This window comes from Corynebacterium sp. MSK006 (assembly GCF_030232385.1).
GTDB lineage: Bacteria > Actinomycetota > Actinomycetes > Mycobacteriales > Mycobacteriaceae > Corynebacterium > Corynebacterium frankenforstense_A.
In genome coordinates, this window is the sequence record NZ_JASPJZ010000009.1 from 30,809 (window position 1) to 56,281 (window position 25,473).

At 69.2% G+C, this 25,473-nt stretch carries 19 protein-coding genes and 2 pseudogenes; 13 read left to right on the plus strand and 8 right to left on the minus strand.

The features are described 5' to 3' along the window. Nucleotides 1–3 precede the first annotated feature (3 nt). Nucleotides 4–2,865 carry a leucine--tRNA ligase gene (gene leuS, locus QQA02_RS06795; RefSeq protein WP_284775868.1) on the minus strand — a complete coding sequence of 954 codons (2,862 nt, stop codon included), beginning with the start codon at nt 2,863–2,865 and terminating at the stop codon, nt 4–6. Nucleotides 2,866–3,139: 274 nt separating this feature from the next. Between leuS and QQA02_RS06800 the strand changes: the two are divergent. Continuing rightward, nucleotides 3,140–3,543, plus strand: a pseudogene (locus QQA02_RS06800) (YbaN family protein). 218 nt (nt 3,544–3,761) lie between these two features. Here the strand turns inward: QQA02_RS06800 and QQA02_RS11720 are convergent. After that, nucleotides 3,762–4,492: pseudogene (locus QQA02_RS11720) on the minus strand (transposase); the annotation flags it as partial. Between the two features lie 432 nt (nt 4,493–4,924). Here QQA02_RS11720 and QQA02_RS06810 point away from each other — a divergent pair. Together QQA02_RS06810 and QQA02_RS06815 are read left to right on the plus strand one after the other, a co-directional pair. Next, nucleotides 4,925–5,230: a DUF2316 family protein gene (locus QQA02_RS06810; protein WP_284775864.1), complete on the plus strand. Its 306-nt coding sequence runs from the start codon at nt 4,925–4,927 to the stop codon at nt 5,228–5,230. 364 nt (nt 5,231–5,594) lie between these two features. Then, nucleotides 5,595–6,872: an alpha-hydroxy acid oxidase gene (locus QQA02_RS06815; protein WP_284775862.1), complete on the plus strand. Its 1,278-nt coding sequence runs from the start codon at nt 5,595–5,597 to the stop codon at nt 6,870–6,872. A gap of 170 nt (nt 6,873–7,042) precedes the next feature. On the opposite strand, the gene QQA02_RS06820 is transcribed toward QQA02_RS06815, so the two are convergent. Both QQA02_RS06820 and QQA02_RS06825 read right to left on the minus strand, forming a co-directional pair. Then, nucleotides 7,043–8,281, minus strand: coding sequence for a dicarboxylate/amino acid:cation symporter (locus QQA02_RS06820; RefSeq protein ID WP_284775860.1), 1,239 nt, complete (start codon nt 8,279–8,281; stop codon nt 7,043–7,045). A gap of 239 nt (nt 8,282–8,520) precedes the next feature. Then, on the minus strand, nt 8,521–11,364 hold the full coding sequence (locus tag QQA02_RS06825; RefSeq protein WP_284775858.1) for a Rib/alpha-like domain-containing protein: 2,844 nt from the start codon (nt 11,362–11,364) through the stop codon (nt 8,521–8,523). Between the two features lie 136 nt (nt 11,365–11,500). On the opposite strand from QQA02_RS06825, the gene QQA02_RS06830 reads away from it, so the two are divergent. The 10 genes from QQA02_RS06830 (at nt 11,501) to QQA02_RS06875 (ending at nt 21,817) form a co-directional block, all read left to right on the plus strand. Beyond that, nucleotides 11,501–11,920: an SdpI family protein gene (locus QQA02_RS06830; protein WP_284775856.1), complete on the plus strand. Its 420-nt coding sequence runs from the start codon at nt 11,501–11,503 to the stop codon at nt 11,918–11,920. Between the two features lie 257 nt (nt 11,921–12,177). Beyond that, complete coding sequence (locus QQA02_RS06835; protein WP_284775855.1) at nt 12,178–13,740, plus strand: anthranilate synthase component 1; 1,563 nt, start codon at nt 12,178–12,180, stop codon at nt 13,738–13,740. Continuing rightward, the gene (locus QQA02_RS06840) at nt 13,737–14,390 is read left to right on the plus strand and encodes a glutamine amidotransferase-related protein (protein WP_284775854.1); all 654 of its coding nucleotides are present in this window, start codon (nt 13,737–13,739) and stop codon (nt 14,388–14,390) included. The genes QQA02_RS06835 and QQA02_RS06840 overlap by 4 nt, the downstream gene beginning before the upstream one ends. A 58-nt stretch (nt 14,391–14,448) precedes the next feature. Continuing rightward, nucleotides 14,449–15,477: an anthranilate phosphoribosyltransferase gene (gene trpD, locus QQA02_RS06845; RefSeq protein ID WP_284863797.1), complete on the plus strand. Its 1,029-nt coding sequence runs from the start codon at nt 14,449–14,451 to the stop codon at nt 15,475–15,477. Further along, on the plus strand, nt 15,467–17,008 hold the full coding sequence (trpCF, locus tag QQA02_RS06850) for a bifunctional indole-3-glycerol-phosphate synthase TrpC/phosphoribosylanthranilate isomerase TrpF (RefSeq protein ID WP_284775850.1): 1,542 nt from the start codon (nt 15,467–15,469) through the stop codon (nt 17,006–17,008). The genes trpD and trpCF overlap by 11 nt, the downstream gene beginning before the upstream one ends. 123 nt (nt 17,009–17,131) lie before the next feature. Further along, nucleotides 17,132–18,361 carry a tryptophan synthase subunit beta gene (gene trpB / locus QQA02_RS06855; RefSeq protein WP_284775849.1) on the plus strand — a complete coding sequence of 410 codons (1,230 nt, stop codon included), beginning with the start codon at nt 17,132–17,134 and terminating at the stop codon, nt 18,359–18,361. Then, nucleotides 18,358–19,224, plus strand: coding sequence for a tryptophan synthase subunit alpha (gene trpA, locus QQA02_RS06860; protein ID WP_284863799.1), 867 nt, complete (start codon nt 18,358–18,360; stop codon nt 19,222–19,224). Before trpB ends, trpA begins: the two co-directional genes overlap by 4 nt. 577 nt (nt 19,225–19,801) lie before the next feature. Next, the gene (locus QQA02_RS06865) at nt 19,802–20,173 is read left to right on the plus strand and encodes a Rieske (2Fe-2S) protein (protein WP_284863801.1); all 372 of its coding nucleotides are present in this window, start codon (nt 19,802–19,804) and stop codon (nt 20,171–20,173) included. 187 nt (nt 20,174–20,360) lie between these two features. Beyond that, nucleotides 20,361–21,356 carry a bile acid:sodium symporter family protein gene (locus tag QQA02_RS06870; RefSeq protein WP_284863803.1) on the plus strand — a complete coding sequence of 332 codons (996 nt, stop codon included), beginning with the start codon at nt 20,361–20,363 and terminating at the stop codon, nt 21,354–21,356. A gap of 149 nt (nt 21,357–21,505) precedes the next feature. Then, complete coding sequence (locus tag QQA02_RS06875) at nt 21,506–21,817, plus strand: hypothetical protein (RefSeq protein ID WP_284775841.1); 312 nt, start codon at nt 21,506–21,508, stop codon at nt 21,815–21,817. A gap of 170 nt (nt 21,818–21,987) precedes the next feature. Here the strand turns inward: QQA02_RS06875 and QQA02_RS06880 are convergent, their stop codons facing one another. The 4 genes from QQA02_RS06880 to QQA02_RS06895 all read right to left on the minus strand — a co-directional run bounded on the left by QQA02_RS06880 (nt 21,988) and on the right by QQA02_RS06895 (nt 25,402). Then, entirely contained in the window at nt 21,988–22,344 is a 357-nt protein-coding gene (locus QQA02_RS06880; RefSeq protein ID WP_284775839.1) for a branched-chain amino acid transporter permease, read from the minus strand. Further along, complete coding sequence (locus QQA02_RS06885) at nt 22,344–23,066, minus strand: AzlC family ABC transporter permease (RefSeq protein ID WP_284863806.1); 723 nt, start codon at nt 23,064–23,066, stop codon at nt 22,344–22,346. Before QQA02_RS06885 ends, QQA02_RS06880 begins: the two co-directional genes overlap by 1 nt. Before the next feature lie 264 nt (nt 23,067–23,330). After that, a complete protein-coding gene (locus QQA02_RS06890; RefSeq protein ID WP_284863808.1) occupies nt 23,331–23,936 on the minus strand; it encodes a YqgE/AlgH family protein in 606 nt (201 codons plus the stop codon). A gap of 23 nt (nt 23,937–23,959) precedes the next feature. Then, complete coding sequence (locus QQA02_RS06895; protein WP_284775880.1) at nt 23,960–25,402, minus strand: CCA tRNA nucleotidyltransferase; 1,443 nt, start codon at nt 25,400–25,402, stop codon at nt 23,960–23,962. Nucleotides 25,403–25,473: the final 71 nt, after the last annotated feature.

Genomic DNA, 25,473 nt, shown 5'->3' on the forward strand with positions numbered 1-25,473 from the left:
GTCTCACTTCACCACGAGGTTGACCATGCGGCCGGGCACCACGATCTCCTTGACCACGGTCTTGCCCTCGAGGTGGCCGGCGATCTTGGCGTCCGCCTTCGCGGCGGCCACCGCGTCCTCCTTGGAGGCGTCGGCGGCCACCGTGATGCGCGCGCGCACCTTGCCGTTGATCTGGACGGGCAGCTCGACCTCGTCGTCGACCAGCCACTTCTCGTCGAACTCGGGGAAGAGCTCGTAGGCGACGGTCTCGTCGTGGCCGAGCAGGCGCCACAGCTCCTCGGCCAGGTGCGGCGCCAGCGGGGCGAGCATGAGCACCAGCGGGGTGACCAGCTCGCGCGGCACGTCATCCGGGTAGGCCTTGGTCAGGTGGTTGACGTACTCGATGAGCTTGGCCACCACGGTGTTGTCGCGCAGGTGCTCGTAGTCCTCGCGCACGCCGGCGACGGTGCGGTGCAGCGCCTTGAGGTCGTCCTCGGTCGGCTCCGCGTCGGAGAGCTGGGCGGCCCCGGTGTCCTCGTTGACCACCAGGCGCCAGGTGCGCTGCAGGAAGCGGTGCGCGCCGACGACGTCCTTGGTCGCCCAGGGCCGGGAGGTGTCCAGCGGGCCCATCGACATCTCGTAGACGCGCAGGGTGTCGGCGCCGTAGTCGCGGCAGATGTCGTCGGGGGCCACCGCGTTCTTCAGCGACTTGCCCATCTTGCCGTACTCGCGGTTGACCTCCTCGCCGTCGCGGTAGAACCTGCCGTCGCGCTCCTCGACCTCGGCGGCCGGGACGTAGACGCCGCGGGAGTCGGTGTAGGCGTAGGCCTGGATGTAGCCCTGGTTGTACAGGCGGCGGTAGGGCTCCTTCGAGCTGACGTAGCCCAGGTCGAAGAGCACCTTGTGCCAGAAGCGCGAGTAGAGCAGGTGCAGCACCGCGTGCTCCACGCCGCCGACGTAGAGGTCCACGCCGCCCGGATCTTCAGGCCCGTGCTCCTCAGGCCGCGGGCCGGTCCAGTAGCGCTCGTTCTCCAGGTCGCAGAAGGCCTCGGAGTTCGTCGGGTCGATGTAGCGCAGCTGGTACCAGGAGGAGCCGGCCCACTGCGGCATGACGTTGGTGTCACGGCGGTAGGTCTGCGGGCCGTCGCCGAGGTCCAGCTCGACGGTGACCCAGTCCTTCTCCTTGGCCAGCGGCGGGTGCGGCTCGCTGTCGGCGTCGTCGGGGTCAAAGGTCGGCGGGGTGTAGTCAGCGACCTCGGGCAGCTCGACCGGCAGCATCGACTCGGGCAGCGCGTGGGCCACGCCCTCGGAGTCGTAGACGACCGGGAAGGGCTCGCCCCAGTAGCGCTGGCGGGCGAACAGCCAGTCGCGCAGCTTGTACTGCACCTTCGTGGCACCGCTGCCCTGCTCCTCGAGCCAGGCGGTCACCTTGGCGATCGCGTCGGCCTTGCCCAGGCCGTTGAGGTCCAGCCCGGAGTCGTTGGCGGAGTTGACGTGCGGGCCGTCACCGACGAAGGCCTCCTTGTCGACGTCCCCGCCGGAGAGCACCTCGACCACGGGCAGGCCGAAGACGTGGGCGAACTCGTAGTCGCGCTCGTCGTGGGCCGGCACGGCCATGATCGCGCCGGTGCCGTAGCCGGTCAGCACGTAGTCGGCGATGAAGACCGGGACCTTGGCCCCGCTGACGGGGTTGGTGCCGTAGACGCCGAGGAAGACGCCCGTCTTCTCCTTGTTCTCCTGGCGCTCCAGGTCGGACTTGGCGGCGATGTCGCGGCGGTAGGCCGCCACGGCCTCGGCCGGGCTGGCGCAGCCGTAGGTCCAGCGCTCATCGACGTCCCCGTACGCGCCGGCGTCGGCCACCAGGGCGTCGACAAGCTCGTGCTCGGGGGCGAGCACCATGTAGGTCGCGCCGAAGAGGGTGTCGGGGCGGGTGGTGAAGACGGTGACGTCGTTGCCGGCGACGTCGAAGGTGACGTCGGCGCCGTGGGAGCGGCCGATCCAGTTGCGCTGCATCGTCTTGACCTTCTCGGGCCAGTCGAGCAGGTCGAGGTCGTCGATGAGGCGGTCGGCGTAGGCGGTGATGCGCATCATCCACTGGCTCAGGCGGCGGCGGAAGACGGGGAAGTTGCCGCGCTCGGAGCGGCCCTCGGCGGTGACCTCCTCGTTGGCGAGCACGGTGCCCAGCCCCGGGCACCAGTTGACCGTGGAGTTCGCGCGGTAGACCAGGCGGAACTCGTCGACCACGCGCTGCTGGTCGAGGCGGGAGAGCTCGGTGTAGGAGCCCTTGAAGCCCTCCGGAAGCGGCATCTCGCCGCTCTCGAGCAGGGGGATCAGCTCGTCGACGGGGCGGGCCTTCTGCTGCTCCGCGTCGAACCAGGAGTTGTAGATCTTCAGGAAGATCCACTGCGTCCAGCGGTAGAACTCCGGGTCGGTGGTGGCCACACTGCGGCGCTGGTCGTGGCCGAGGCCCAGGGCGCCGAGCTGGCGGCGCATGTTCTCGATGTTGGCCATCGTGGTGGTGCGCGGGTGGGTGCCGGTCTGGATGGCGTACTGCTCGGCGGGTAGGCCGAAGGCGTCGTAGCCCAGGGTGTGCAGGACGTTCTTGCCCAGCATGCGGTTGTAGCGGGCGAAGACGTCGGTGGCGATGTAGCCGAGGGGGTGGCCCACGTGCAGGCCCGCGCCGGAGGGGTAGGGGAACATGTCCTGGACGAAGAGCTTGTCGTCCGGGAGCTTGCCGTCGGCCGGCGCGAGGTCGCCGACGGGGTTCGGCGCGTCGAAGGTGCCGTTGTCCACCCAGAACTGCTGCCAGTGCTTCTCGATCTTGTTGGCCAGCCCCGCGGTGTAGCGGTGCGCGGGCGTGGCGGGAGTGCTGCTCGGCGTTTCCATGGTGGTTAAGTCTAGTAGGCCGCGGTGAGCGGCAGGAACCCGGAGCGTCCCATTGTGCGGCCGCACCGTCCCACTTGATGGTCGCCGTATGGCGCCGCCGCTTGCCGACGCCGCGCCCACCCCGGCGCGCAGCACGGCGCGGCGTGGGCGGGCGGCGGGATAGCCGAGGCTGCCCTCCCCGGTTGTGTCGTAGGCTTGGCCGCGTGCGCTACCTCTACACCTCTACATCGCCGTCGGGTGTATCGCGCTGGCCCTGGGCGCGATCGGCATCCCGCTGCCCGTGCTGCCGACCACGCCGTTTCTGCTGCTGGCGCTGTTCTGCTTCGCGCGCAGCTCGAGGACTACCTGCTGGGCCACCCCGTCTTCGGTGAGTACATCACGAACTACTACCACCGGCAGATGACGCCGAGGCACAAGGCGCGCACCCTGGCCGCGCTATGGCTCGGCATGGGGGTCTCGATGGTGATCGTGGCCAATGTGGTGGGCAAATGGTGGCTGGTCGGGTTGCTCGCGGCGATCGAGCTGGCCTTGAGCGTACACATCCTGCTGCTGAAACCCCGGCCGGACAAGGCGCCGGCGGGCCTCGCGGCACCGGGGGAGGAAAGACAGAAACTAACGCCGAGAATGGCGGCACAGAATCGCCGACCCGCCGAAGAAAAATACGATACTCGACCGTAAAGCGGCTCTTCGCGTCTCGTAGGGCGTAGGAAAACCTGAACGGTGCCCCGGGGCAGCACTACATGTAGGGTTCCTCGCCGTTACAAGATGACAATTACCAAGCTCCCGTCTATCTAGCGGAACTGGGAGCCGCCATGCAGTGCCTTTCGGCCACGCTAGGGCCTACCTATGCCTTACGAGACGCGAAAAGCCCTTAAGGTCATGGACCCTTCCATGTGGTCCATGACCTTGACCGCGGTGGGAAGCGCGCGGTCGACGGCGGTGACGTAACCGGAAACCCGTCCATGGTCACCGTCTGAAGGTTCTTTCGGAACCCCTCGTCACGGTCAGACAACCGGCCCTCAAGCACCTGGGTGCTCCTGCCCGGTCGCATGTCGATCAAGCGGGCTGGACCTGCCTCGTCCAGTGGGGCCAGATCCACCACCACGGTGACCAACGCATCAGGCTCGCCTGGCCGGTGAGTGTGTTTCCACACGTGTTCGTCTACTCCCAGCACGCGTACCCCGTCGAGGTGGTCGGAGTCGGTGTAGACCAGCCGGCGGGCAGCGTCCAAGGCGATCTGGTTGACAAGCTGCCAGCCCAGCCCGGGGCTGTGGCGGTGGAGGAGGCACTCATCCGATCGCGGGCCAGACGTTGAAGGATTCATCGGGTCACCCGTTTGGTCACGGTGGCTTTCGGGGCAGCACACGTAAGGCGGGACTGGAAGATCCTTCCGTGGGCAGGAGGCGTTGGCGCACCGGTAGCGGGATACCCCGTTAAGCCGGGTGGGAAAGGCTGCGACCGGCAGGTCGACAAGCCGGCGCCATACGTGATACGCAGAACTCCACAGCCCCGCGGCCCAGGCAGGTATCGTCTGGTGCGACGACTGCGGCGTTGTCTACGGTTCGATCCGCGGCATCAGGAGCACCTGGATGGTCAGACTGAGTTCGACTGTGCGGTAGATGGCGATTGGCGGCGAGGCTTACCGTTAGGTTTCATGACGGGACTTGGTTCTGTGAAATGGATGTGTACTGGCTCCCATCGTGTACCGGCCACGACCCCTACATTTAGTGCCTCCCCAGCCATCGCTAGGGCCTACCTTAGCTACGCACGACGAGACACGAAGAGCCGGGAAACTCCGGGGTGACCACTATGCTTCTAGGCCTGCAGGGGGCGGATGAAGCTCCTCGCATGCCTAGCCAGCTGAAGCCTCATGGCTACCGTTGTTGGCTAACGACCCCCAGGCCCTGCCAGATTTCGGGGAAAGGTCAGACGGCCATCGGTAGCAAGGGCATAGCCCGCTTGCTACGGTGCCTGAGGCTGCAGCGACGCTTCCACCAGGACTGCCAGCGGAGCGCTACCGTCTCTTGACGGGGCCTTACGATGGCGTAGCATTTGTTTTGTGTCGCTGACCCACGAGGAACTGCAGAACACCGCCGCAGAGCTGCGCGCCAACCTCGATGCCTCCGGCTGGACCGAACAGGACCTTGCCGCCGACACCGGGCTGGGCCTGGACAGCATCCCCGCCATTCTCGCCACGAACCGGCCTGATCCGCGCGAAGTCTGGCTCGTGCGCGACCGCCTCGAGACCGCGGTCCACGCGGCCGGCCGCGAACCGGTGCCCTACAAACCGGTGCCCTGCAACAAGCTGACCGAGGCCACCCGTGCCTCGGCGGCGATGTGGTTCGGCGTACGCGACGAGCGCTGACCTCCGGCAACCCACCGGACCGGCCGGCAACCACGGGCATCCGCCGTCACCGGGCACACCCACCCGCACGGCAGCACGCGCACCCGCCAGCACCGGGCACACCCACCCGCGCAGGCGTCACCCGGCGCCTCACCGGCAGCCGCCGCCAACCGCCTCCGACGCCACCGGCAGTCACCACCGGCATCCGCCAACCGCCGCCAACCACCGGCACCCGCCAACCACCGCCATCGCCCCACCACCCCGGGGCATACCGGACCCGCCCCCCTTCCGCAACCGACGCCCACCCGCAAGCGGGCGGCGGAGGGAGGCAGGCGCGGCGTCGGCAAGCGACACACCCCACCCCCGAAGACACTGAGAGAAGAAAATGAAGTTCCCCCGACGCATCGCCCCGCTGACCCGCCAGCTGCCGGACATCGACACCCTCAAGGGCTACCTGCACCTCGCCGTGCCGGGAACCGACCCGCGGGCGAACCGGCTGAAGAAGGCCGCCGACATCTGGGACCTGCGCCGCATCGCGCGCCGGCGCACCCCGACGGGCCCGTTCGAGTACGTCGACGGCGCCGCCGAGCGCGAGCTCTCGCTGGCCCGCTCGCGCACCGCCTACGAGGAGCTGTCCTTCCGCCCGGGAGTGCTGCGCGACGTCGAGGACATCACCCTGGCGACCACCGTGATGGGCTCGGAGCTGTCGATGCCGCTGGCCATCGCGCCGACCGGCTTCACCCGCATGATGCACGCCGAGGGCGAGGTCGGCGGCTCACGCGCCGCGGCGAAGGCCGGGATCGCCTTCACCTTGTCGACCATGGGCACCGCCACCATCGAGGAGGTGCAGCAGGCCGCTCCGGACGGCGCGCACTGGTTCCAGCTCTACCTGACCAAGGCCGAGGGCCGCGGGCTCTCCGAGGACCTGATGCGCCGCGCGAAGGAGGCCGGGTTCACCGCGCTGATGGTCACCGTCGACTGCCCGGTCACCGGCGCACGCCACCGCGACACCCGCAACGGCATGACCTTCCCGCCGCAGCTGACATGGAAGACCTTCCTGGACGCCTCCTACCGCCCGGAGTGGTGGCTGAACTTCCTGAGCACCGAGCCGCTCGGCTTCGCCAACGTCGGCGGGGGACTGAAGTCCTTCTCGGAGATCGGCAAGCTCTTCGACCGCACGCTCAACTTCGAGGACCTGGCCTGGCTGCGCCGCAACTGGGACGGCCCGCTGCTGGTCAAGGGCATCCAGACCACCGAGGACGCCGTGCGCTGCATGGCCGAGGGCATGGACGGGGTGGTGCTGTCCAACCACGGCGGCCGTCAGCTCGACCGCGCGCCGGTGCCGCTGTACACCCTGCCGCAGACGCGCGAGGCGCTCGGCGAGGACGCCACGATCCTGCTGGACACCGGCGTGATGTCGGGCGCGGACGTGGTCGCCGCCTGCGCGCTGGGCGCCGACGCCGTGCTCATCGGCCGCGCCTACCTCTACGGGCTGATGGCCGCCGGCGCCGAGGGCGTCTCGCACGCACTGGGCATCTTCCGCAACGAGATGGAGCGGGCCCTGGCGCTGATGGGCGTCGACTCGATCCACGCGCTGACCCCGGAGCACGTGGACCTGGACTGGCGCACCGCCGCGCGCGAGTACGAGCGCGCCCGCCGGTAGCGCGCTTTCCGACGCCGCGCGGCGCGGCCCCGCCGCGCCCGTGCGCCCACGGCGCACCCGTGCGCCCACGGCGAGCGACGCGGCGTCGGCAAGTGAAACGCCCCCGCACCGGGTGGTCCGGGGGCGCTGCCGTGCGCGGGGGCTCGAGCCTGAGGCTCGAACCTCAGGCCCTAGGCCTTCTCGGCGCCCTCGATCTCGAGGTCCGCGGCGACGGAGTCCTCGGGGCGGGTGGCCTTGATCTTGCCGCGGGCGAAGCGGTCGACGATCAGGGCGATCGCGCCGTCGCCGGTGACGTTGGCGGCGGTGCCGAAGGAGTCGATCGCGACGTAGGCGGCGATCATCAGGGCGATCTGGTTGTCGTCGAAGCCGAGCATCGAGCCGAGCAGGCCGACGGCGGCCATGATCGCGCCGCCGGGCACGCCGGGCGCGGCGATCATGGTGATGCCGAGCATGAGCACGAAGCCGATGGCCAGGCCGACGGAGACGTCGATGTCTGCCATGAACACGATGGCGAAGGCGAAGAGCATGATCTTCATCATCGAGCCGGCGAGGTGGATCGTCGCGCAGAGCGGCACCGTGAAGCCGGCGACGTTGGCGTCGACGTTGTTCTTCAGGGAGGAGCGCAGCGTGACCGGGATGGTCGCGGCGGACGAGGCGGTGCCCAGCGCGGTCGCATAGGCGGGCAGCATGGTCACCAGCGCCTTGAAGGGGTTGACCCCGGCTACGAGGCCGGCGACGACGAACTGGAAGATCAGATAGACGACGGTCATGGCGATCGACAGCAGCAGCACCTGGCCGAAGAGGACGAAGGTGCCCAGCAGGTTGTCGTTCATGCCGAGGCCGAGGAACATGCCGAAGATGAACAGCGGCAGCAGCGGCACGACGAAGGCCGAGATGACCTTCATGACCACGCGCTCGAGGTCACGGCTGGCCTTGTAGATCGTGTCGGACTTGACCACGGTCATGGCCAAGCCGACGCAGAAGGCGAGCAGCAGGGCCGTCATGACCTCGAAGGGCGGCGGCATTTCGATGCTGAAGAAGGGCTCGAGGTCACCCTCGGAGACGTCGGTGACGTTCTCGGCGACGGTCTGGCCGCCGAGCATGGCGGGGTAGACCCCGCGCGCCAGCGCGTAGGCCAGGAAACCCGAGAGGATGGTCGATGTGTAGGCGATGCCTGTGGTGATCGCCAGCCACTTACCCGCGCCGCGGCCGAGGCCGGCGATGGCCGGGGTGATCAGCGCGAAGATGAGGACGGGGACGAAGAAGCTGAGGAAGTTGCCGAACAGCCCGTTGAACGTGGCGAAGACGCGGGCCAGCCATTCAGGGAAGAACTGGCTGCAGATGACCGCGAGGATGATCGCTAGGACCACGCGGAAGAGCAACGACTGTGAGATGCGCTTGAGATCCATGGCGGGGAAGTGCTTTCTCGGGTGGTTGAAATGACTTGGGATACTCGCACGATTCGTTGTGCGGTGGCTAAGAGACTACTCGGCGTCCTGGAGGAATCCGCCATCGGTGCTGGCGGGCCGCCCCCGGGTGCCGCCCCCGTGCGGTTCCGGGACATGTCCACGGCAGCCCGCGATTGCCGACGTCCCGCGGCCCGGCGTGGGTGGGCCGGCGCGGGCGGCGCCGGAGTCCGGCACCGGGTCTAGGCCTCCGAGTCCTCGGAGGCGGGGTCCTCGGCCTCCGCGGCGTCCCCGGCGGCCTCGGACTCAACGCCGTCGGTCTCGTCCGCGGTGCCGGGCTCCTCGGCGGTCCCGGAGGAGCCGAGCGGCGTGAGACCGTCAAGCTCGGAGGAGCCGTCGGAGCTGCCCTTGTCCGGGGCGCAGGCCTCCATCATGATCCCGCCGATGGCCGGGCCGGCGAGCAGCAGCCCGATGCCGAGACCGGCGGCGACGCAGCGGCCGATGTCCGCGGGCTCAGACGGATCGGTGGGATCCGTCGGGTCCGTCGGATCGGTCGGATGACCATCCCCGTTGTTGTCGACGTCCTTCTCGTGATCGTTGACCGGGGCCTCGATCTCGACCTCGTGCTCGCCGTTTTCATCGGCCGGCAGATCCGGATCCTCAACGATCACCGTGATCGGACCGTCAACGTTCTCACCCGGATTCTTGACCGTGATACCGGTGTCCTGCTCATCCGCGTTCGGATCGACGGGCTTGACGTTGTCCTTGTCGACCGCCGTCGTGTCAGCCTCGTCGGAAGGCTTGCTGTCCGGGTCCTTCGGATCAGAACCCTTCTCCTTCTCCACCTCTTCAGGGACACCGTCACCGTCATCATCCTCATCGGCGACACCCGGCTCACCGTCCCTGTCAGTGTCACGCTGAACAGTCACGGTCCTCTCTTCCGGACCGACGACAACATAGTCGTCCTTGTCCTTGACCGTCACCGTGACAGTGACAGTGACATCACGGGACTCCTCCGTGCCGTCCTTCCAGTCCAGCTTCTGCGGGGTACCCGAGATCTTGCCGGTGGCAGCATCAACCGTCAGACCAGTCGGCAGACCGGAAACCTCGACCGAACCACCCTGCGGAACATTCTTCACGGTCTCGAACGGATCAGCTTCCTGGCCCTCGACAACAGTCACCTTGTCCTTGACGACCACGATCCCCGGAGAAACCGTCACCTTCACCTTGACCGTGTCCGTCGACCCATCCAGATACGTCACCACCACCGGGACCTCATAGTCACCCGGGGCGACACCCGCATCCGGCCTAACCGACAGAGACCCGTCCTCTCCATTGACCGTCACCCAGTCCGGGACATCCTCACCGCCGCCCTTGGCGAACGACGTACCATCCGGCGCGGCTACCCCGTTGTTCTCATTGTCGGTGAAGTTAAGGGAGACCGTCTTACCGGTGCCAGCCGCGACCTCAACCGCGCCGTAACCCGGCTCGAGCTTTCCGGCCTGACCCTCGGACACGGTGAGCGTGACGGTGTCGATGACATTGCCCCCGGCGTCCTTGACGGTCACCGTGATCTCATCACCCGGCTTCGCGTTCTCGTTGGCGACCACCGTCAGTTTCCCGGTCTCCGGGTCCACCGACGCCGAGGCCTTGTCGCCGGCGTCCGCCGTCGCACCGACCGGCAACTTACCGCCAGTGTTCTCCAGCGCCACCGTCCCCTTCGGGTCGACCTCCCCGTCCACCTCCTTCAGGGAGAAGCGCGTGCCCTCCGGGATCGGGGCAGCGGCCTCGCTGCCCTCGCTGCCCTTCGTGGTGAAGGACACCCGCGACCGGGCCTGCTCGCCCGCGGCGACGGTCGTGTCCGGGTAGGTCACCCGCACCCAGCCGGCGTAGGTGCCCTTCGGCATGTCCTTGACCACCGTGAACTCGCCGGTCAACTCGTTGATCGACACACCCGCCGGCAGCGAGGAGACAGCGAAGCGGGGGACGAAGGTCGTGCCCTCAGGCACCTCGACCGGGTTGCCCTCGGCGTCCGTCATCTTCAACGGCATCGTGCCGCCCTGACCCGCCGACAGCGTCAGGTTCGCATAGGACGCCTCAAACCTGTCGGCCTGGTTGTCGCCGACGTCGAGCTTGACGGGGACCTGCTCCTGCGATCCGTCCGGATAGGTGACCACCACGATGCCCTCGTAGGTGCCCTTGGCGGTCTCCAGGGCCACGGTGAACTCACCCGTCTCGGCGTTGAGGGTCATGCCCTTGGGCAGCGCGGCCAGGCCGTTGATCGGCGCGAACCTCGTGCCCTCCGGCAGCGTCGCCTCTTCGCCGCCGGCGTCCGTGAACTCCGGGCTGGCCGTGGCCAGCTGCCCGTGCACTGTCCTGGTCTCCGGGTAGCTGACGCCGAAGGTCTCGTTATTCTTCTCGGTGACAGTGAACGTCGCCTCGATGTCCTCGCTCGACTTGTCCGGGTAGGTCACCGTCATCAGCACGTGGTACGTGCCCGCGGGGGTATCTGCGCCCACGGTGACGGAACCGTCTTCGGCGAGGGACACGCCCGTCGGCAATTCAACGGCACCGTCCTTGTGGCGGTACTTCACCTCACCGGGAGCCGCGACGGGCTCGTCGGCGGCGTCCTTGAACTCCGGGCGCAGCGTGACCTCCTGGCCGCGCTCCAGCGTCGCCGGCGGGTACTCGGGCTGGAACTTCGCCGCGTCGTTCGCCTCGAGGCGCGCGTCGGCGATGACCTCATCGACGGTACCGTCCGGGTAGGTGACCACGACCTCGAGGCCGCGCTCGCCGGGCTTGGAGTCCGTGCCCACCGAGATGACGCCCGTGGCCGGGTCGATGGTCACGCCCTGCGGGACGAAAGTGCCCTCCTGGAAGGCGTACTTGGTGCCCTCGGGCGGGTCGACGGTCTCGCCGGAGGAGCCACGGACCACGGGCGCGACCGAGCCGCCGACCCCCTGGAGGTAGACCGAGGCCGGGTAGACCGACTGGAAAGTCTCGTTGTGCGGCGGCTTCTCGGCCACCACGAAGGAGTCCGCGGCAACGACGCCGCCGTCGTTTCCTACGAACGGCGTTCTCCGCATCTAGTATCGCCACAGTGACTTTAAACAAGTAACTCCCCCTCTCCTTATTTTCCCACTCATCACCCCCTCCGACCCCGCATCAGCGCCCGTCCACCCGTGGACCGTCCACGTCACCCAGACCCGTAAACTCACCCACATGAACATCGCCGTCACCGTAGTCCTGGTCGTCCTCGCCGTCGCCGTCCTCATCGTCGGGGCCCTGGCATGGACCGGCAGACTGCCCGGCAACTCCGTGGTCGGTCTGCGGGTGCCCGAGGTGCGCCGCTCGAAGGACATGTGGGTCACCGCCCACCGCATCGCCGGGCCCATGTGGGTCTTCGCCGGCGTGCTGCTCGGCTTCGCCGCCGCGTTCAGCTCCATCGTCAGCGGCTGGGGCTGGATCGTCCCCGTCGTCCTCGTCATCGGCGCGGTCGCCGCCGTGGGCGCCGGCGCCGGCAGGGGAGCGCACACCGTCGCTGCGCTCGACGCCCGGCGCATCGCCGAGGAGAGCACCGACGACACCCCGAAGGTCGACCTCGACGCCCTGCGCCGCGCCGCGAAGCGCGCTGACGACTGATCCACCCCGCCACCCCCGGTGTTGCACACGGCACACCGGGGGTCTATCCTCTTTCCCGTGAGCAACATTCTTCAGCAGTGGTGGTGGCGCGCTTAATCGGCGGGCCACCGACTTCCTGCACCCAGTTGCACCCACACCTTCCACGGCTCGCACGCATCATCCAGCGGGCCGTTTCGTCGTATTCGGGCCGCCCGAGCCACACAGACCCGAACTGACGACGTGAGAAAGGTCCGCCGTTGCCCGCACCACAACCGACCGTGCTGGAACGCACCGTCGCCTACCGAGAAGACGCCTCCGGGCTCTTCGCCCACCTCGGCGGCGCCACCGCACCGACCACCGCGCTCCTCGAGAGCGCTGACATCACCACCCGCTCCGGCATCTCCTCGCTCGGGATCCTGGCCTCCTCGCTGCGTCTGACCTGCACGGGCGACCACGTCAGCGTCGAGGAGTTCTCCGCCGGCGGCACCACCCGCCACGCGGGCCTCGACGAGGAACTCGCCGGGACCCCCGCCACGATCGACGCCGGCGGCTACACCTTCCCGGCCTCGACGGCCGCCGACGAGCGCGAGCGCCTCACCGCGGCGAGCACCGTCGAGCCGCTGCGCCGCCTGCAGAACTCCGGCGGCCTGCTCGTCGGCGGCTTCGCCTTCGACTACCTGGGCACCTTCGAGCAGCTTCCCGAGGTCGCCGACGGCCCCAACACGTTCCCCGACTACCAGTTCCTCCTCGCCGAGATCGTCCTCGAGATCAACCACCAGGACAGCTCGGCACGCATCTACGCGCTGGCCTACGGCGAGAAGGAGGAGGCCCGCCTCGGCGCCGAGCTCGAACGCCTGGCACGGCTGGCCGAGGGCTTCACCGACGCCCCCGACGCCCCGAGCACCGCGTCCGACGTCCAGGCCGGCACCCCGGCCGTCACCGCGGCGACCACGGCGGGGGAGCGCGGCCACGTCGGCGCCCTCCCGGCGCGCGCGACACAGACCGACGCCGAGTTCCGCGCGGCCGTCGAGCGGCTGAAGGGCAACATCTACTCCGGCGACATCTACCAGGTGGTGCCCGCCCGCGCCTTCACCACGGAGTGCCCCGACGCCTTCGCGGCCTACCGCCGCCTGCGCGCCGAGAACCCCAGCCCGTACATGTTCTACCTGCGCGGAGCGACCGACAGGGCCTTCGAGCTCTTTGGCGCCTCGCCCGAGTCGAACCTGAAGTACACCGCGGCCGACCGCACGCTGCGGCTCTACCCGATCGCCGGCACCCGCCCGCGCGGCGCCACCGACGAGCTGGACATCCGCAACGAGCTGACCCTGCGCACCGACGCCAAGGAGCTCGCCGAGCACACCATGCTCGTCGACCTGGCGCGTAACGACGTCGCGCGGGTCTGCGAGCCCGGTACCCGAAAGGTCATCGGGTTGATGGACGTGGACCGCTACTCGGCGGTCATGCACCTGGTCTCCAAGGTCGCCGGCACCCTGGCCGAGGGCCTGGACGCCCTGGACGCCTACCGCGCCTCCATGAACATGGGAACGCTGACGGGTGCCCCGAAGCTGCGCGCCACCGAGCTGCTGCGGGAGGCCGAGGGCGTGCGCCGCGGCTCCTACGGCGGGGCCGTGGGCTACCTCAACGGTGCCGGCGACATGGACACCTGCATCGTCATCCGCTCCGCGTTCGTCCAGGACGGCATCGCCACCGTCCAGGCCGGCGCGGGCGTGGTCCGCGACTCCGACCCGCAGGCCGAGGCCGACGAGACCCTGCACAAGGCCTACGCCGTGCTGCACGCACTGGCCGAGGCACAGAACAAGGAACTGGAGGTGATCCGATGAGCCGGGTCGTCGTCGTGGACAACCGCGACTCCTTCGTCTACAACCTCGTCGACACGCTCGCCGCCACCCACGAGACCGTTGTCGTACGCAACACCGTGTCCGCCGACGAGGTCTTCGCCCTCGGGCCCGACCTCATCGTCGCCTCGCCCGGGCCGGGCCACCCGCGCGAGGCCGGCTGCCTGATGGACGTCATCGCGCGTGCCGACGCCGCGCAGGTGCCGGTCCTGGGCATCTGCCTCGGCTTCCAGGCGCTGCTCGAGCACCACGGCGGCACCGTGGCGGCCTGTGGGCCGGTCCACGGCGTAACCGACAACATGGTGCTCACCGACGAGGGCGTGGCCTCCCCGCTCTTTTCCGGCCTGGCCGGCCCGGCCACCGGGCGCCACGTGCCGGTGGCCCGTTACCACTCGCTGGGCACCACCGAGATGCCCGAGGGCATGACCGCGCTGGGCTACTGCCGCTCCGAGACGGGGCCGGTAGTCATGGCCGGCGAGAGCGCCAACGCCATCGGCCTGCAGTTCCACCCGGAGTCGCTGCTGAGCCCCGACGGGCCTGTGCTGCTCAACCGCTGCGTCGCCCGCCTCGCGGGCGACCCGGGCGGCGGCACAGCCGGCCACGCAGGCGGCGACGGTACCGGCGACGGCGACTGACGCGGCGTCGGCAAGCGACAACCACAACCACACGAAACAGACAAGGACGCACAAGACAATGACCTCCCAGAGCGCACTGAACGCACTCGTCAAGTACCTGGACAACCCCGATCCGAGCATCGAGGAGGCGCGCGCCGTCTTCACGCCGCTGACCGTCGGCGACTACGACGAGGTGCACATCGCCGCGCTGCTGACCATGATCCGCACCCGCGGTGAGACCTACGCCGACCTGCTCGGTGCGGCCCGCGCCTTCATCGAGGCCGGCCGTCCCTTCCCGATCACCGGCGAGGGCATCCTCGACACCGCCGGCACCGGCGGCGACGGCAAGAACACCATCAACATCACCACCGCCGCCTCGCTGGTCGCGGCGGCCGGCGGCACGAAGATGATCAAGTGCGGCAACCGCTCGGTCAGCTCCAAGTCGGGCTCGGCCGACGTGCTCGAGGCGATGAACATCCCGCTGGACCTCGACCCGGACCGCGCGGTGCGCCAGTTCGAGGCCTCGAACTTCACCTTCCTGTTCGCGCCGGCCTACAACCCGGCCGTCTCCCACGTGCAGCCGGTGCGCCGCGCGCTGAAGGTGCCCACCCTCTTCAACACCCTCGGCCCCGTGCTCTCCCCGGCGCGCCCCGAGTTCCAGATCATGGGCGTGGCCAACCCGAAGGTCGGCCGCATGATCGCCGAGGTCTTCCGCGACCTGGGCCGCGGGCGCGCGATGGTGGTCCACGGCGCCGGCACCGACGAGGTCGCCGTGTGGGGCCCGACGCAGGTCTGGGAGCTCACCCGCGACGGTGAGATCAAGGAGTACGAGATCACCCCGGCCGACCTCGGCCTGGACACCTACGACCTCTCCGAGATGGTCGGCGGCGACGGCGCCGAGAACGCCAAGCACCTCTACGCCGCCTTCGACGGCACCGGCCCGGCCGCGCACCGCGCCGCGATCGCCGCCTCCGCCGGTTGCATGTTCTACATTTCCGACGCCGCGGAGTCCCTGCGCGCCGGCGTGGACAAGGCGCTGGATCTCATGGACTCCGGCGAGGTCAACGCCTGGCTGCACAAGCACGAGGAGGCCGACTATGCGAACTGATTCCGACGCAGCGGGCGCCGCGGCCTCCGGTGCCGCCGGCGCGCACGGCGGGGGAGGGGCGCTGCCGACGGTGCTCGAGGGCATCGTCGCCTCCAGGCGCACCCACCTGCCGGAGATCCGCGCGCGCATCACGCACGTGGACCCGGAGGCGCTGCCGCGCTCGACGCGCTCGCTCTTCGACTCACTCTCGCAGCCCGGCACCAGCTTCATCATGGAGTGCAAGTCCTCCTCGCCGTCGCTCGGCATGATCCGAGAGGACTACCGCCCCGGCGACATCGCGCGGATCTACACGCGCTACGCCTCCGGCATCTCCGTGCTCTGCGAGCCGGAGCGCTTCGGTGGCGACTACGACCACCTGGCCACGGTGTCGGCCTCCACGCACCTGCCGGTGCTGTGCAAGGACTTCATCGTCGACGAGGTGCAGATCCACGCCGCCCGCTACTTCGGCGCCGACGCGATCCTGCTGATGCTCTCCGTGCTCTCCGACGAGGAGTACGCGAAGCTGTCCGCCGAGGCCGACCGCCTCGGCCTGGACGTACTCACGGAGGTCATCAGCGAAGACGAGGTCGCCCGCGCGACGAATCTCGGCGCGAAGATCTTCGGCGTCAACCACCGCGACCTCAACGACCTTTCGATCGACCTGTCGCGCTCGGCGCGGCTGGCGCCGCTGGTCCCCGAGGGCGCTGTGATCGTCGCCGAGAGCGGCATCCGGGACAACCGGACGGTGCGCTCGCTGAGCCACGCTGACGCGTTCCTCGTCGGCTCTCAGCTGACCTCGCAGCCGGACATCGACCTCGCCGCGCGCGAGCTCGTCTTCGGCACCGTGAAGGTCTGCGGGCTGCGCACGAAGACCGCCGCCCAGGTCGCCCGCGCCTGCGGGGCGACCTGGGGCGGCCTCGTCTTCGCCGAGGGCTCCCCGCGCAATGTTTCACGTGAAACCGCCAAGGAGATCATCGCCGCCGAGTCGGGGCTGCGCTTCGCCGCCGTTTCACGTGAAACATCCGGCTGGGGCGAGCTCGTCCGCGAGACCGGAGTCGACGCAGCACAGCTGCACGCGCCGTACCAGGGCTCCATCGAGGCCGAGAAGGAGTTCATCGCCTCGGTGCGCGCCGAGCTCCCCGAGGGCGTCGAGATCTGGCGTGCGGTGTCCATGAGCCCGGCGGGGGAGAGCCCGATTAGTACTGACGGCGCCGGGGCCTCCGGCACTGCGTCGGACGCTGGGGCCGCGACGCCCGCCGAGGTCGCCGCCGCGCTCGTCGGCGAGGTTGACCGCCTCGTCCTCGACTCCGGCAACGGCGGCACCGGCTCGGCCTTCGACTGGTCCGCCATCCCCGACGACGTCAAGGCCCACGCGCTGCTCGCCGGGGGCTTGAGCCCCGAGAACCTCGCGGGGGCGTTCGAGGCCGGCTGCGCCGGCGTCGACCTCAACTCCGGGTTCGAGTACGGCGAGGACACGGGCACCTGGGCCGGGCACAAGGACGCCGCACGGTTGCGCGCGGCGTCGGAAATCATCCGCGGGCGCCGCTCCTGAGGGTGAGGGAACCGCCCACGCGGCGCGGCCATCCCGCGCCGCGGCCTGGCCCGGCACCGCAACTCACGCGAAACACACCACAGACCACTTACTTAGAACACACCACGAGACAGAGAGAACACCATGACTGAACGGACGATCGGCGGAAAGACGCTTCTGCCGGCCTACTTCGGCCAGTTCGGCGGCCAGTTCGTCGGCGAGGCCCTCATCCCCGCCCTCGACCAGCTCGAGCGCACCTTCGTCGAGGCCCTCGAGGACGAGGAGTTCATGGCCGAGTACCGCGGCCTGCTGCGCGAGTACCTCGGCCGGCCCACCCCGATCACGCGCTGCCGAAACCTGCCGCTGGACGGCCCGGCCAACATCTTCCTCAAGCGCGAGGACCTCGTCCACGGCGGCGCCCACAAGACCAACCAGGTCATCGGCCAGATCCTGCTGGCCAAGAAGATGGGCAAGCACCGCATCATCGCCGAGACCGGCGCCGGCCAGCACGGCACCGCCACCGCGCTCGCCTGCGCGCTGCTCGGCATGGAGTGCGTGATCTACATGGGTGCCAAGGACGTCGAGCGCCAGCAGCCGAACGTCTACCGCATGCAGCTGCACGGCGCGAAGGTCGTGCCCGTCGACACCGGCTCCGGCACGCTCAAGGACGCCGTCAACGAAGCGCTGCGCGACTGGACCGCCACCTTCCACGACACGCACTACCTGCTCGGCACCGCCGCCGGCCCACACCCGTTCCCGACGATCGTGCGCGAGTTCCACCGCGTGATCTCCGAGGAGGCGCGCGCCCAGATGCTCGAGAGCACCGGCCGGCTTCCCGACGTCGTCGTCGCCTGCGTCGGCGGCGGCTCCAACGCCATCGGCATGTTCGCGGACTTCATCGACGACGAGTCCGTCGAGCTCGTCGGCGCCGAGCCCGGGGGAGCGGGCCTGGACTCCGGCAAGCACGGTGCCACGATCAACAACGGCCAGATCGGCGTGCTGCACGGCGCGCGCTCCTACGTGATGCGTTCGGCGGACGGCCAGATCGACGAGTCCTACTCGATCTCCGCCGGCCTGGACTACCCGGGCGTCGGCCCGCAGCACGCCTACCTCTCCGAGAGCGGGCGGGCGACCTACGTCGGCATCACCGACGCCGAGGCCCTCGAGGCCTTCCAGCTGCTCTCCCTGAAGGAGGGCATCATCCCGGCCCTCGAGTCCTCGCACGCCCTGGCCTACGCCCTCAAGCGCGCGAAGACCGCCACCGAGGAGCTCAATATCCTGGTCTCCCTGTCGGGCCGCGGCGACAAGGACGTCGCCCACGTGCGCCGCACCCTCGAGGAGAACCCCGAACTCGTCTACAAGGAGAACCGATGACCCGCTACACCGATCTGTTCGCCGCACTGGCCGAGCGCGGCGAGGGGGCCTTCGTCCCCTTCGTGATGGCCACCGACCCCTCCGTCGAGGACTCGCTGCGCATCGTGCGCGAGGTCGTCGCCGCGGGTGCCGACGCCCTGGAGCTCGGCGTCCCGTTCTCCGACCCGAGCGCCGACGGCCCGACCATCCAGGCCTCCCACACCCGTGCGCTGGCCGGCGGCTCGACCGTCGAGCAGGTGCTCGAGGAGATCCGCACCATCCGCGCGGAGTTCCCCGACCTGCCGATCGGCATGCTCGTCTACGGCAACGTGCCCGTCACGCGCGGCCTGGACAACTTCTACCGCGAGTTCCACGAGGCCGGTGCGGACTCCGTGCTGCTTCCCGACGTCCCGTTGCGCGAGTCCGGCCCGTTCGTCCCGGCCGCGCATGCGGCCGGCGTCGACACGATCTTCATCGCCCCGGCGCACGCCAGCGGCGCGATCCTCGAGGACGTCGCCTCGCAATCCTCCGGTTACGTCTACGCGATCTCCCGCGACGGTGTCACCGGCACCGAGCTGGCGGCGACGAACTCCGGCCTGGACGCCGTCATCGACGAGCTCAAGGCCGCCGGCGCGCCGCCGGTTCTGGTGGGCTTCGGCATCTCGCGCCCGGAGCACGTGCGCGAGGTCATCTCCTCGGGTGCCTCGGGCGCCATCACCGGTTCGGCGATCACGAACATCGTGGCCGAGCACCTGGTGGAAGACTCCCGCGAGTCGCACTCCCTGCACGACGTCCCGGCCATGAAGGTCGGGGACTGGGACGCTCTGGCCAAAGAGCTGCGCGAGTACGTCTCCGCGATGAAGGCGGCGTCCCGCACCGAGTAGGCCGCGTCTCTAGCGCCGGGCGCTGACGCGCCGTCGTGGGCACGGGGCGCCGGTGACAGCGCCGAGGTGCGACCCCCGGCGCCGTCGATAGTCCTAAAGAGCCCCGAGGTTTCACGTGAAACCTCGGGGTTCTTTTGTTATTCAGGCAGCGGATGGGGCAAGGTAGTGGTCGCCCCTCGGGGGAGCGGGGTCGGACACGTCATGGGTTGGCAGTCAACGGACTCATAGACGGGCGGAGGGGCGAAAGCATCGCCGGGACCGCCGGCAGGGGAGTAGGCTCTCGGTGACTTGCCGGTGACCCCGCAGGGACGGCACGGCAGGTGCGGATCGGCCGGCACGGCTCAACGGGAGGCGCGCGGATACACCTCCGGACGATTCCCGTCACGGGAGCCGCGGCTCCTACCGGGGCAGTACAACCATTGGGTGCTTCAATATTCGGCGAATGTCAATATCCCGACCGCCCGCGGACGAGTCTTATCTCTCCGTCACAGTGACGTATTCACAGTTAGTGCCCCCGCATGTACAGCTTTTGTCACGGACGTTTTCTATTACACGTCCCCGCGGGCATACTGGATTCATGACTCACAAGTGTTCCCGTCGCCTCTTCCTCCTGGGTTCCGCGACCACCTTCGCCGGCGCCTTCCTCGCCGCCTGTGGTTCCAAGGAGCCCGAGGAGGTCCCCGCCGCCGACGTCCCGGTCGGCAGCGCCGTCATCGTCGATGACTTCATCATCGCCCAGCCGTCCGCGGGGGAGTACAAGGCCTACTCGACTCTCTGCCCCCACGCCAACCAACACATCGACGAGGTCCAGGGCGACAAGGTCCGCTGCCCGGGCCACGGCTCCATGTTCAGCATCTCCGACGGTGCCGTCCTCAATGGCCCCGCCCGCGATCCGCTGACCGAGGCCCAGGTGACCGCAAACGGCGACACCCTCACCGTCACCGACTAGATGCGCCGGGGTGCTCTCCGGCGCCCCGTCCTCTCCCGCTGGTTGATCTCTCCGGCAACCCGCGCCCACCGGGTGCCTCTCCGGCCGCCCGGCATTCCCGGTCCAACGCCCCGGCGGAAGAAGGCATTCCTCCATCCCGGGCGCGAAGGTTCCACGTGAAACGTGACCCGCATCCTACCATGGGGGAGTGAATCTTCTCGACCGTCTCAAACGCACGGACCCGCTGATCGTCCTGATCATCCTGGCCGTCATCATCGCGATCATCCTGCCGGCCCGCGGTGCCTTCGCCGACGCCTTCGACGTCGCCACCAAGATCGGCATCGCACTGCTCTTCTTCCTCTACGGCGCGCGCCTATCGCCCCGCGAGGCGCTGGAGGGCGTGAAGGCCTGGAAGCTGCACCTGGTGATCCTCTGCTTCACCTTCGTCGTATTCCCGATCATCGGCGTGGCTCTCCGGCCGCTGACCACCTTCATCTCCCACGACCTCTACATGGGGATACTCTTCCTGACGCTCGTGCCCTCGACGGTGCAGTCGTCGGTGGCGTTCACGTCGATCGCCAAGGGCAACGTCGCAGGCTCGATCGTGGCCGCCTCCGCCAGTAACCTCGCCGGCGTCTTCCTCACCCCGGTTCTGGTGCTTCTGCTCATGACCGGTGGCGAGGGCGGCATCCACATCGATGCCACCGTCTTCCGCGACATCGCCCTCCAGCTGCTCCTGCCGTTCATCCTGGGCCAGCTCTCCAGGCGCTGGGTGAAGGACTGCGCGGCCAACAAGGGCACCAAGATCGTCGACCGCGGCTCGATCGCCATGGTCGTCTACGCGGCGTTCTCCAAGGGAATGGTCGAGAACATCTGGAGCACCACCGGGGTCTGGGAGGTCCTGTTCCTCGTGGTCTTCTCCGTCGTGCTGGTCGCCTTCATGCTGTGGCTGACCCGCTTCGTGCCGCAGAAGATGGGGTTCAACCGCAAGGACACCATCGCGATCGAGTTCTGCGGGACCAAGAAGTCGCTCGCCTCCGGGCTACCGATGGCCTCGGTCATCTTCACCGGCGGGGGACTGGGCCTGCTCATCCTCCCCCTGATGATCTTCCACCAGGTCCAGCTCATGATGTGCTCCTGGCTCGCCGCCCGATACGCGCGCGACAACACCGCCGAAGGCGGCGCCGAGAAGGCGAACGCCTGAGACGCGTCGAAGTGCTCACCGGAGCGCCGGCCCGACACAGCAAGTTGTCGGGCCGGCGCTTCCGTCATGTGGGCGCGTGCCATGCAGACGGTAGCGTGCCCGGAGGCCACCCACGTGAACCCGGGCGCGACGCGGTAGTCTCGGGGCCCATGAGCAAGATCTACGTGCGAACCGAACTGTCCGTCCCCGGCGCCGAGCCCATGGTGCACACCGCCGAGGTCGAGGAGATCGACTCCAAGACGGCCCGGATGGTCCGCCTCGTCCAGCAGACCGCCGAGTTCGCGGTCACCGGAGCCTGGGTCGAAGGCACCCCGCACGGCGAGGTCGCCGTCCCCGGGAGCACCGTCCCGCACCCGGACACCTACTCCGTCTACCCGGATCTCAAGGCCACCCGCCTGGAGGCGAAGGAGTTCGAGGCGCTCTGGGCCGAGGCCGCGGCCATCCTCCCCGGCTTGAACTGAGCCTCGAGACTGAGCCGCGACACCTCACGCAGCAGGGGAGGGGCAGCCGGCCCGGCCCGGTGACACACCGCCTCGGCCGACCGAACCCGTCCCCGACACAAAGAAAGCGGGCCAGTGTTTCACGTGAAACACTGGCCCGCTTTCCGCTGTCCTGCCGAGGGCCCGCAGCCTCAGAATACGAGGTTCACCAGGATCATGTAGGTCGCGGTCCCGCCGAGGATCGACAGGCCCGAGTCGCGGCGCCAGGCGTGCAGGCCCACGGTCACCGCAAGCGCGATGCCGCTCGCCAGCAGACCACCCGGGGCCTCGGCCTGGCCGACGAGCGTGTAGACGACGAGGACGACCATCACGCCCACGGGCATGGTCAGCGCGAGGGTGCCGACGAAGTAGTTGTTCTTCAGCAGCTTCCGGGCGGAGTAGGGCGCCTGCCGGATCAGCACGGTGACGACGCCGACCGGGATGAGCACGGCGAGCACCATGCCGAGGGTGACGTCCGCCGGCAGGCCGGCCACATGGAAGTCGAGCATCACGCCTCACCCGCCTTCAGCTTCAGCGCCTCGTCCAGACGCGGGATGCGGTAGCGCAGGATCAGCAGCACGAAGTAGGCCACCAGCGCCACCACGAGCATCTGGCCCGGCACCAGGACCGCGCCCAGCACGCCGAGGCCGACCGCCGTGATCGGCAGCGACCAGTCGCGGTTGTTGGCGGAGGACTCCCACGCGAGCACCACGAAGAGCGCCGTCAGCGCGAACTCCATGCCCGTGATCCCGTCCGGGATCACCTCGCCGGCCAGGGCGCCGACGATACCGGGAATGACCCACAGCAGCTGGCAGACGATCTGGATCGTCAGCACCCGGGTACCGGAGATGTGTCCCGGCGGGCGCGCGGAGACGATCGCGTAGCTCTCGTCGGTCAGAGCGTAGGTGGAGTAGGCCCGGCCCACCGCGGAGTCGATCTGGTCGCGCGGGTAGGTCAGCCCGTAGAAGATGTGCCGGAAGTTCACCATGAACCCGGTCAGCGCCGCCGAGCCGGGTCCGATGCCCGTGGCGACCAGGTTGATCGCGAGGAACTCCATCGACCCGGCGTAGATGACGGTGGAGAACGGGGTCCACCACCACGCGTAACCGGACTGGACCATCAGCAGCCCGAAGGCGAGACCCAGCGGGATGAGGCCGAGTCCCACCGCCCATGTCTCCTTGATGCCGCCCTTGATCTCCGAGAGTGTTTCACGTGAAACGCCGCTCGGCATGCTCACCACCCCTTCCGTCCTCGGCACACCCCGTCGGCCGCGGACGGGGAGTCACGCCCCGCGCACCGCCGACAGGCGGGATCCGGCGCAGACGTGCGTGACAGTGTACCGCTCGGTTCAGTCCGGCGAGACCTTAGATTCAGGGCGCCCCGATCCACCTTGTCTCAGGCACACCTCAACCCCGAGACACCCCAGCATCCGGAGACGGCCGAGCCCCACGAAACCGAACCCCGAGACCCTCGAACCCGGCGGGGGAGAGGGAACCTAGTTGTCCACCAGATCCGTCGGGAAGGTGGAGAAGAGCGGCAGCGGCATCGGCTGGCGGCGCATCACCTCGGACCACAGATCCGCCCGCGGCGGCGCGATCACGTCGCCGGGAAGCGCCGGGGTGACGTACCAGTCGCCACGCTCGATCTCCTCCTGCAGCTGCCCGGGCGCCCACTCGGCGAAGCCGGCGAAGAGCCGCAGCCCCGTCAGGTCCTCGACCATCTCCTCGGGCTCGGCGCGCAGGTCCAGGTGCACCAGCCGGTTGGCCAGCCGCGTCAGCCGCGGGTTCGCCGCGATGTCCACGCCGGGACGCGTGACCCCCAGGCCGACCACGGACTGCGGCTGCACCGGCCCGCCCAGGTAGATCACCTGCGGCTTGACCGCCGCGGTAACCCACTCGGGCAGCACGTTGGCGATCGCGACGTCGCTGCGCTGCACCAGGTTCACGCCGAAGGTGATGAACTCGGTGTGCTGGACCACCAGCACCACCGAGCGCGCGAACTCGGGCGAGGGCATGCCGGGCGCGGCGACCAGCAGCATGCCGGCCTCCGGCTCCGTGCGCTCCAGCGCGTTGAACAGCCGGTCGGAGTAGAAGTCCTCCACCGCTTGCAGCTCCCTTCGCTCGCTCAGTCGTCGGCGCCCGAGGCGTCGTCCCGGCCGGCCCACCAGTCCTTCAGGCGGGCCACAGCGTCGTCGTGCTCCAGCGGGCCCTCCTCGAGCCGCAGCTCCTTGAGGAAGGACCACGCCTTGCCCACCTGCGGGCCCGGGCCGATCCCCAGCACGCTCATGATCTCGTTGCCGTCGAGGTCCGGGCGCACCTTGGCCAGGTCCTCGCGCTGACGGATCTCCTCGATCCGGTCCTGCAGCCGATCGTAGTTGGCCTGCAGACGCGCCGCTTTCCGACGGTTGCGGGTGGTGCAGTCGGAGCGCACCAGCTTGTGCAGGCGGGGCAGGAGGAGCCCGGCGTCGGTGACGTAGCGGCGCACCGCCGAGTCCGTCCACTCGCCGTCGGCGAAGCCGTGGAAGCGCATGTGCAGGTAGACCAGCTGGCTGACGTCGGAGACCATCTGCTTGGAGTACTTCAGCGCGCGCATGCGCCGGCGCACCAGCTTCGCGCCCACCACCTCGTGGTGGTGGAAGCTGACCCCGCCGCCCGGCTTGGCCGCCCGCGTGGCGGGCTTGCCGCAGTCGTGCAGCAGCGCCGCCCAGCGCAGCACCAGGTCCGGGCCGTCCTCCTCCTGGTCCATCGCCTGGCGCAGCACCGTCATGGAGTGGGCGTAGACGTCCTTGTGCTGCAGGTGCTCGTCCGGGGTCATGCGCAGCCCCGGCACCTCGGGCAGCACCAGGTCCGCCAGCCCCGTGGCCACCAGCAGGTCCCAGCCCAGCCAGGGCGCGCGGCCCGCCATGAGCTTGTCCAGCTCGGCGCGCACGCGTTCGACGGTGATGCGCTTGATCTGGTCGGCCATCTGCGTCATCGCCTCGACCACGCGGTCGGCGACCCGGAACTCCAGCTGGGAGACGAAGCGCGCCGCGCGCAGCATGCGCAGCGGGTCGTCGTCGAAGGAGCGCTCGGGGGCGTCCGGGGTGTCCAGCACGCCGTCCACCAGCGCCTGGAACCCGCCCAACGGGTCATGGAACCGGCAGGAGAAACCCGACGCGGCGTCGTCAAGCAACTCCACGGCCATGGCGTTGACGGTGAAGTCGCGGCGCACGAGGTCGGCGTCGAGGCTGTCGCCGAAGCGCACCTCGGGGTTGCGGCTGACGCCGTCGTAGGTGTCGGCGCGGAAGGTGGTGATCTCCACCTGCTGGTGGGCGACCTGCGCGGAGACGGTGCCGAACTCGATGCCGGTGTCCCACACGGCCGAGGAGTGCGCGGCGAGGATCTCCTGGATGACCTCGGGACGTGCCGAGGTGGTGAAGTCCAGGTCGTGGCCGAGCCGGCCGAGCAGCGCGTCGCGCACGGGCCCGCCGACGAGGTAGAGCGACTCGCCGCGGGCGGCGAAGTCCGCCACCAGCGGCCCGAGCACGTCCTTCAGCCCCAGAACCGTCGCCTCCGCGCGGGCGAGCATCGCCGCCGAACCGGCGGGCAGGGGATTGGCGGCGGGTGAGTCCTGGGAAGTCACCCCTGCAGGATACGATC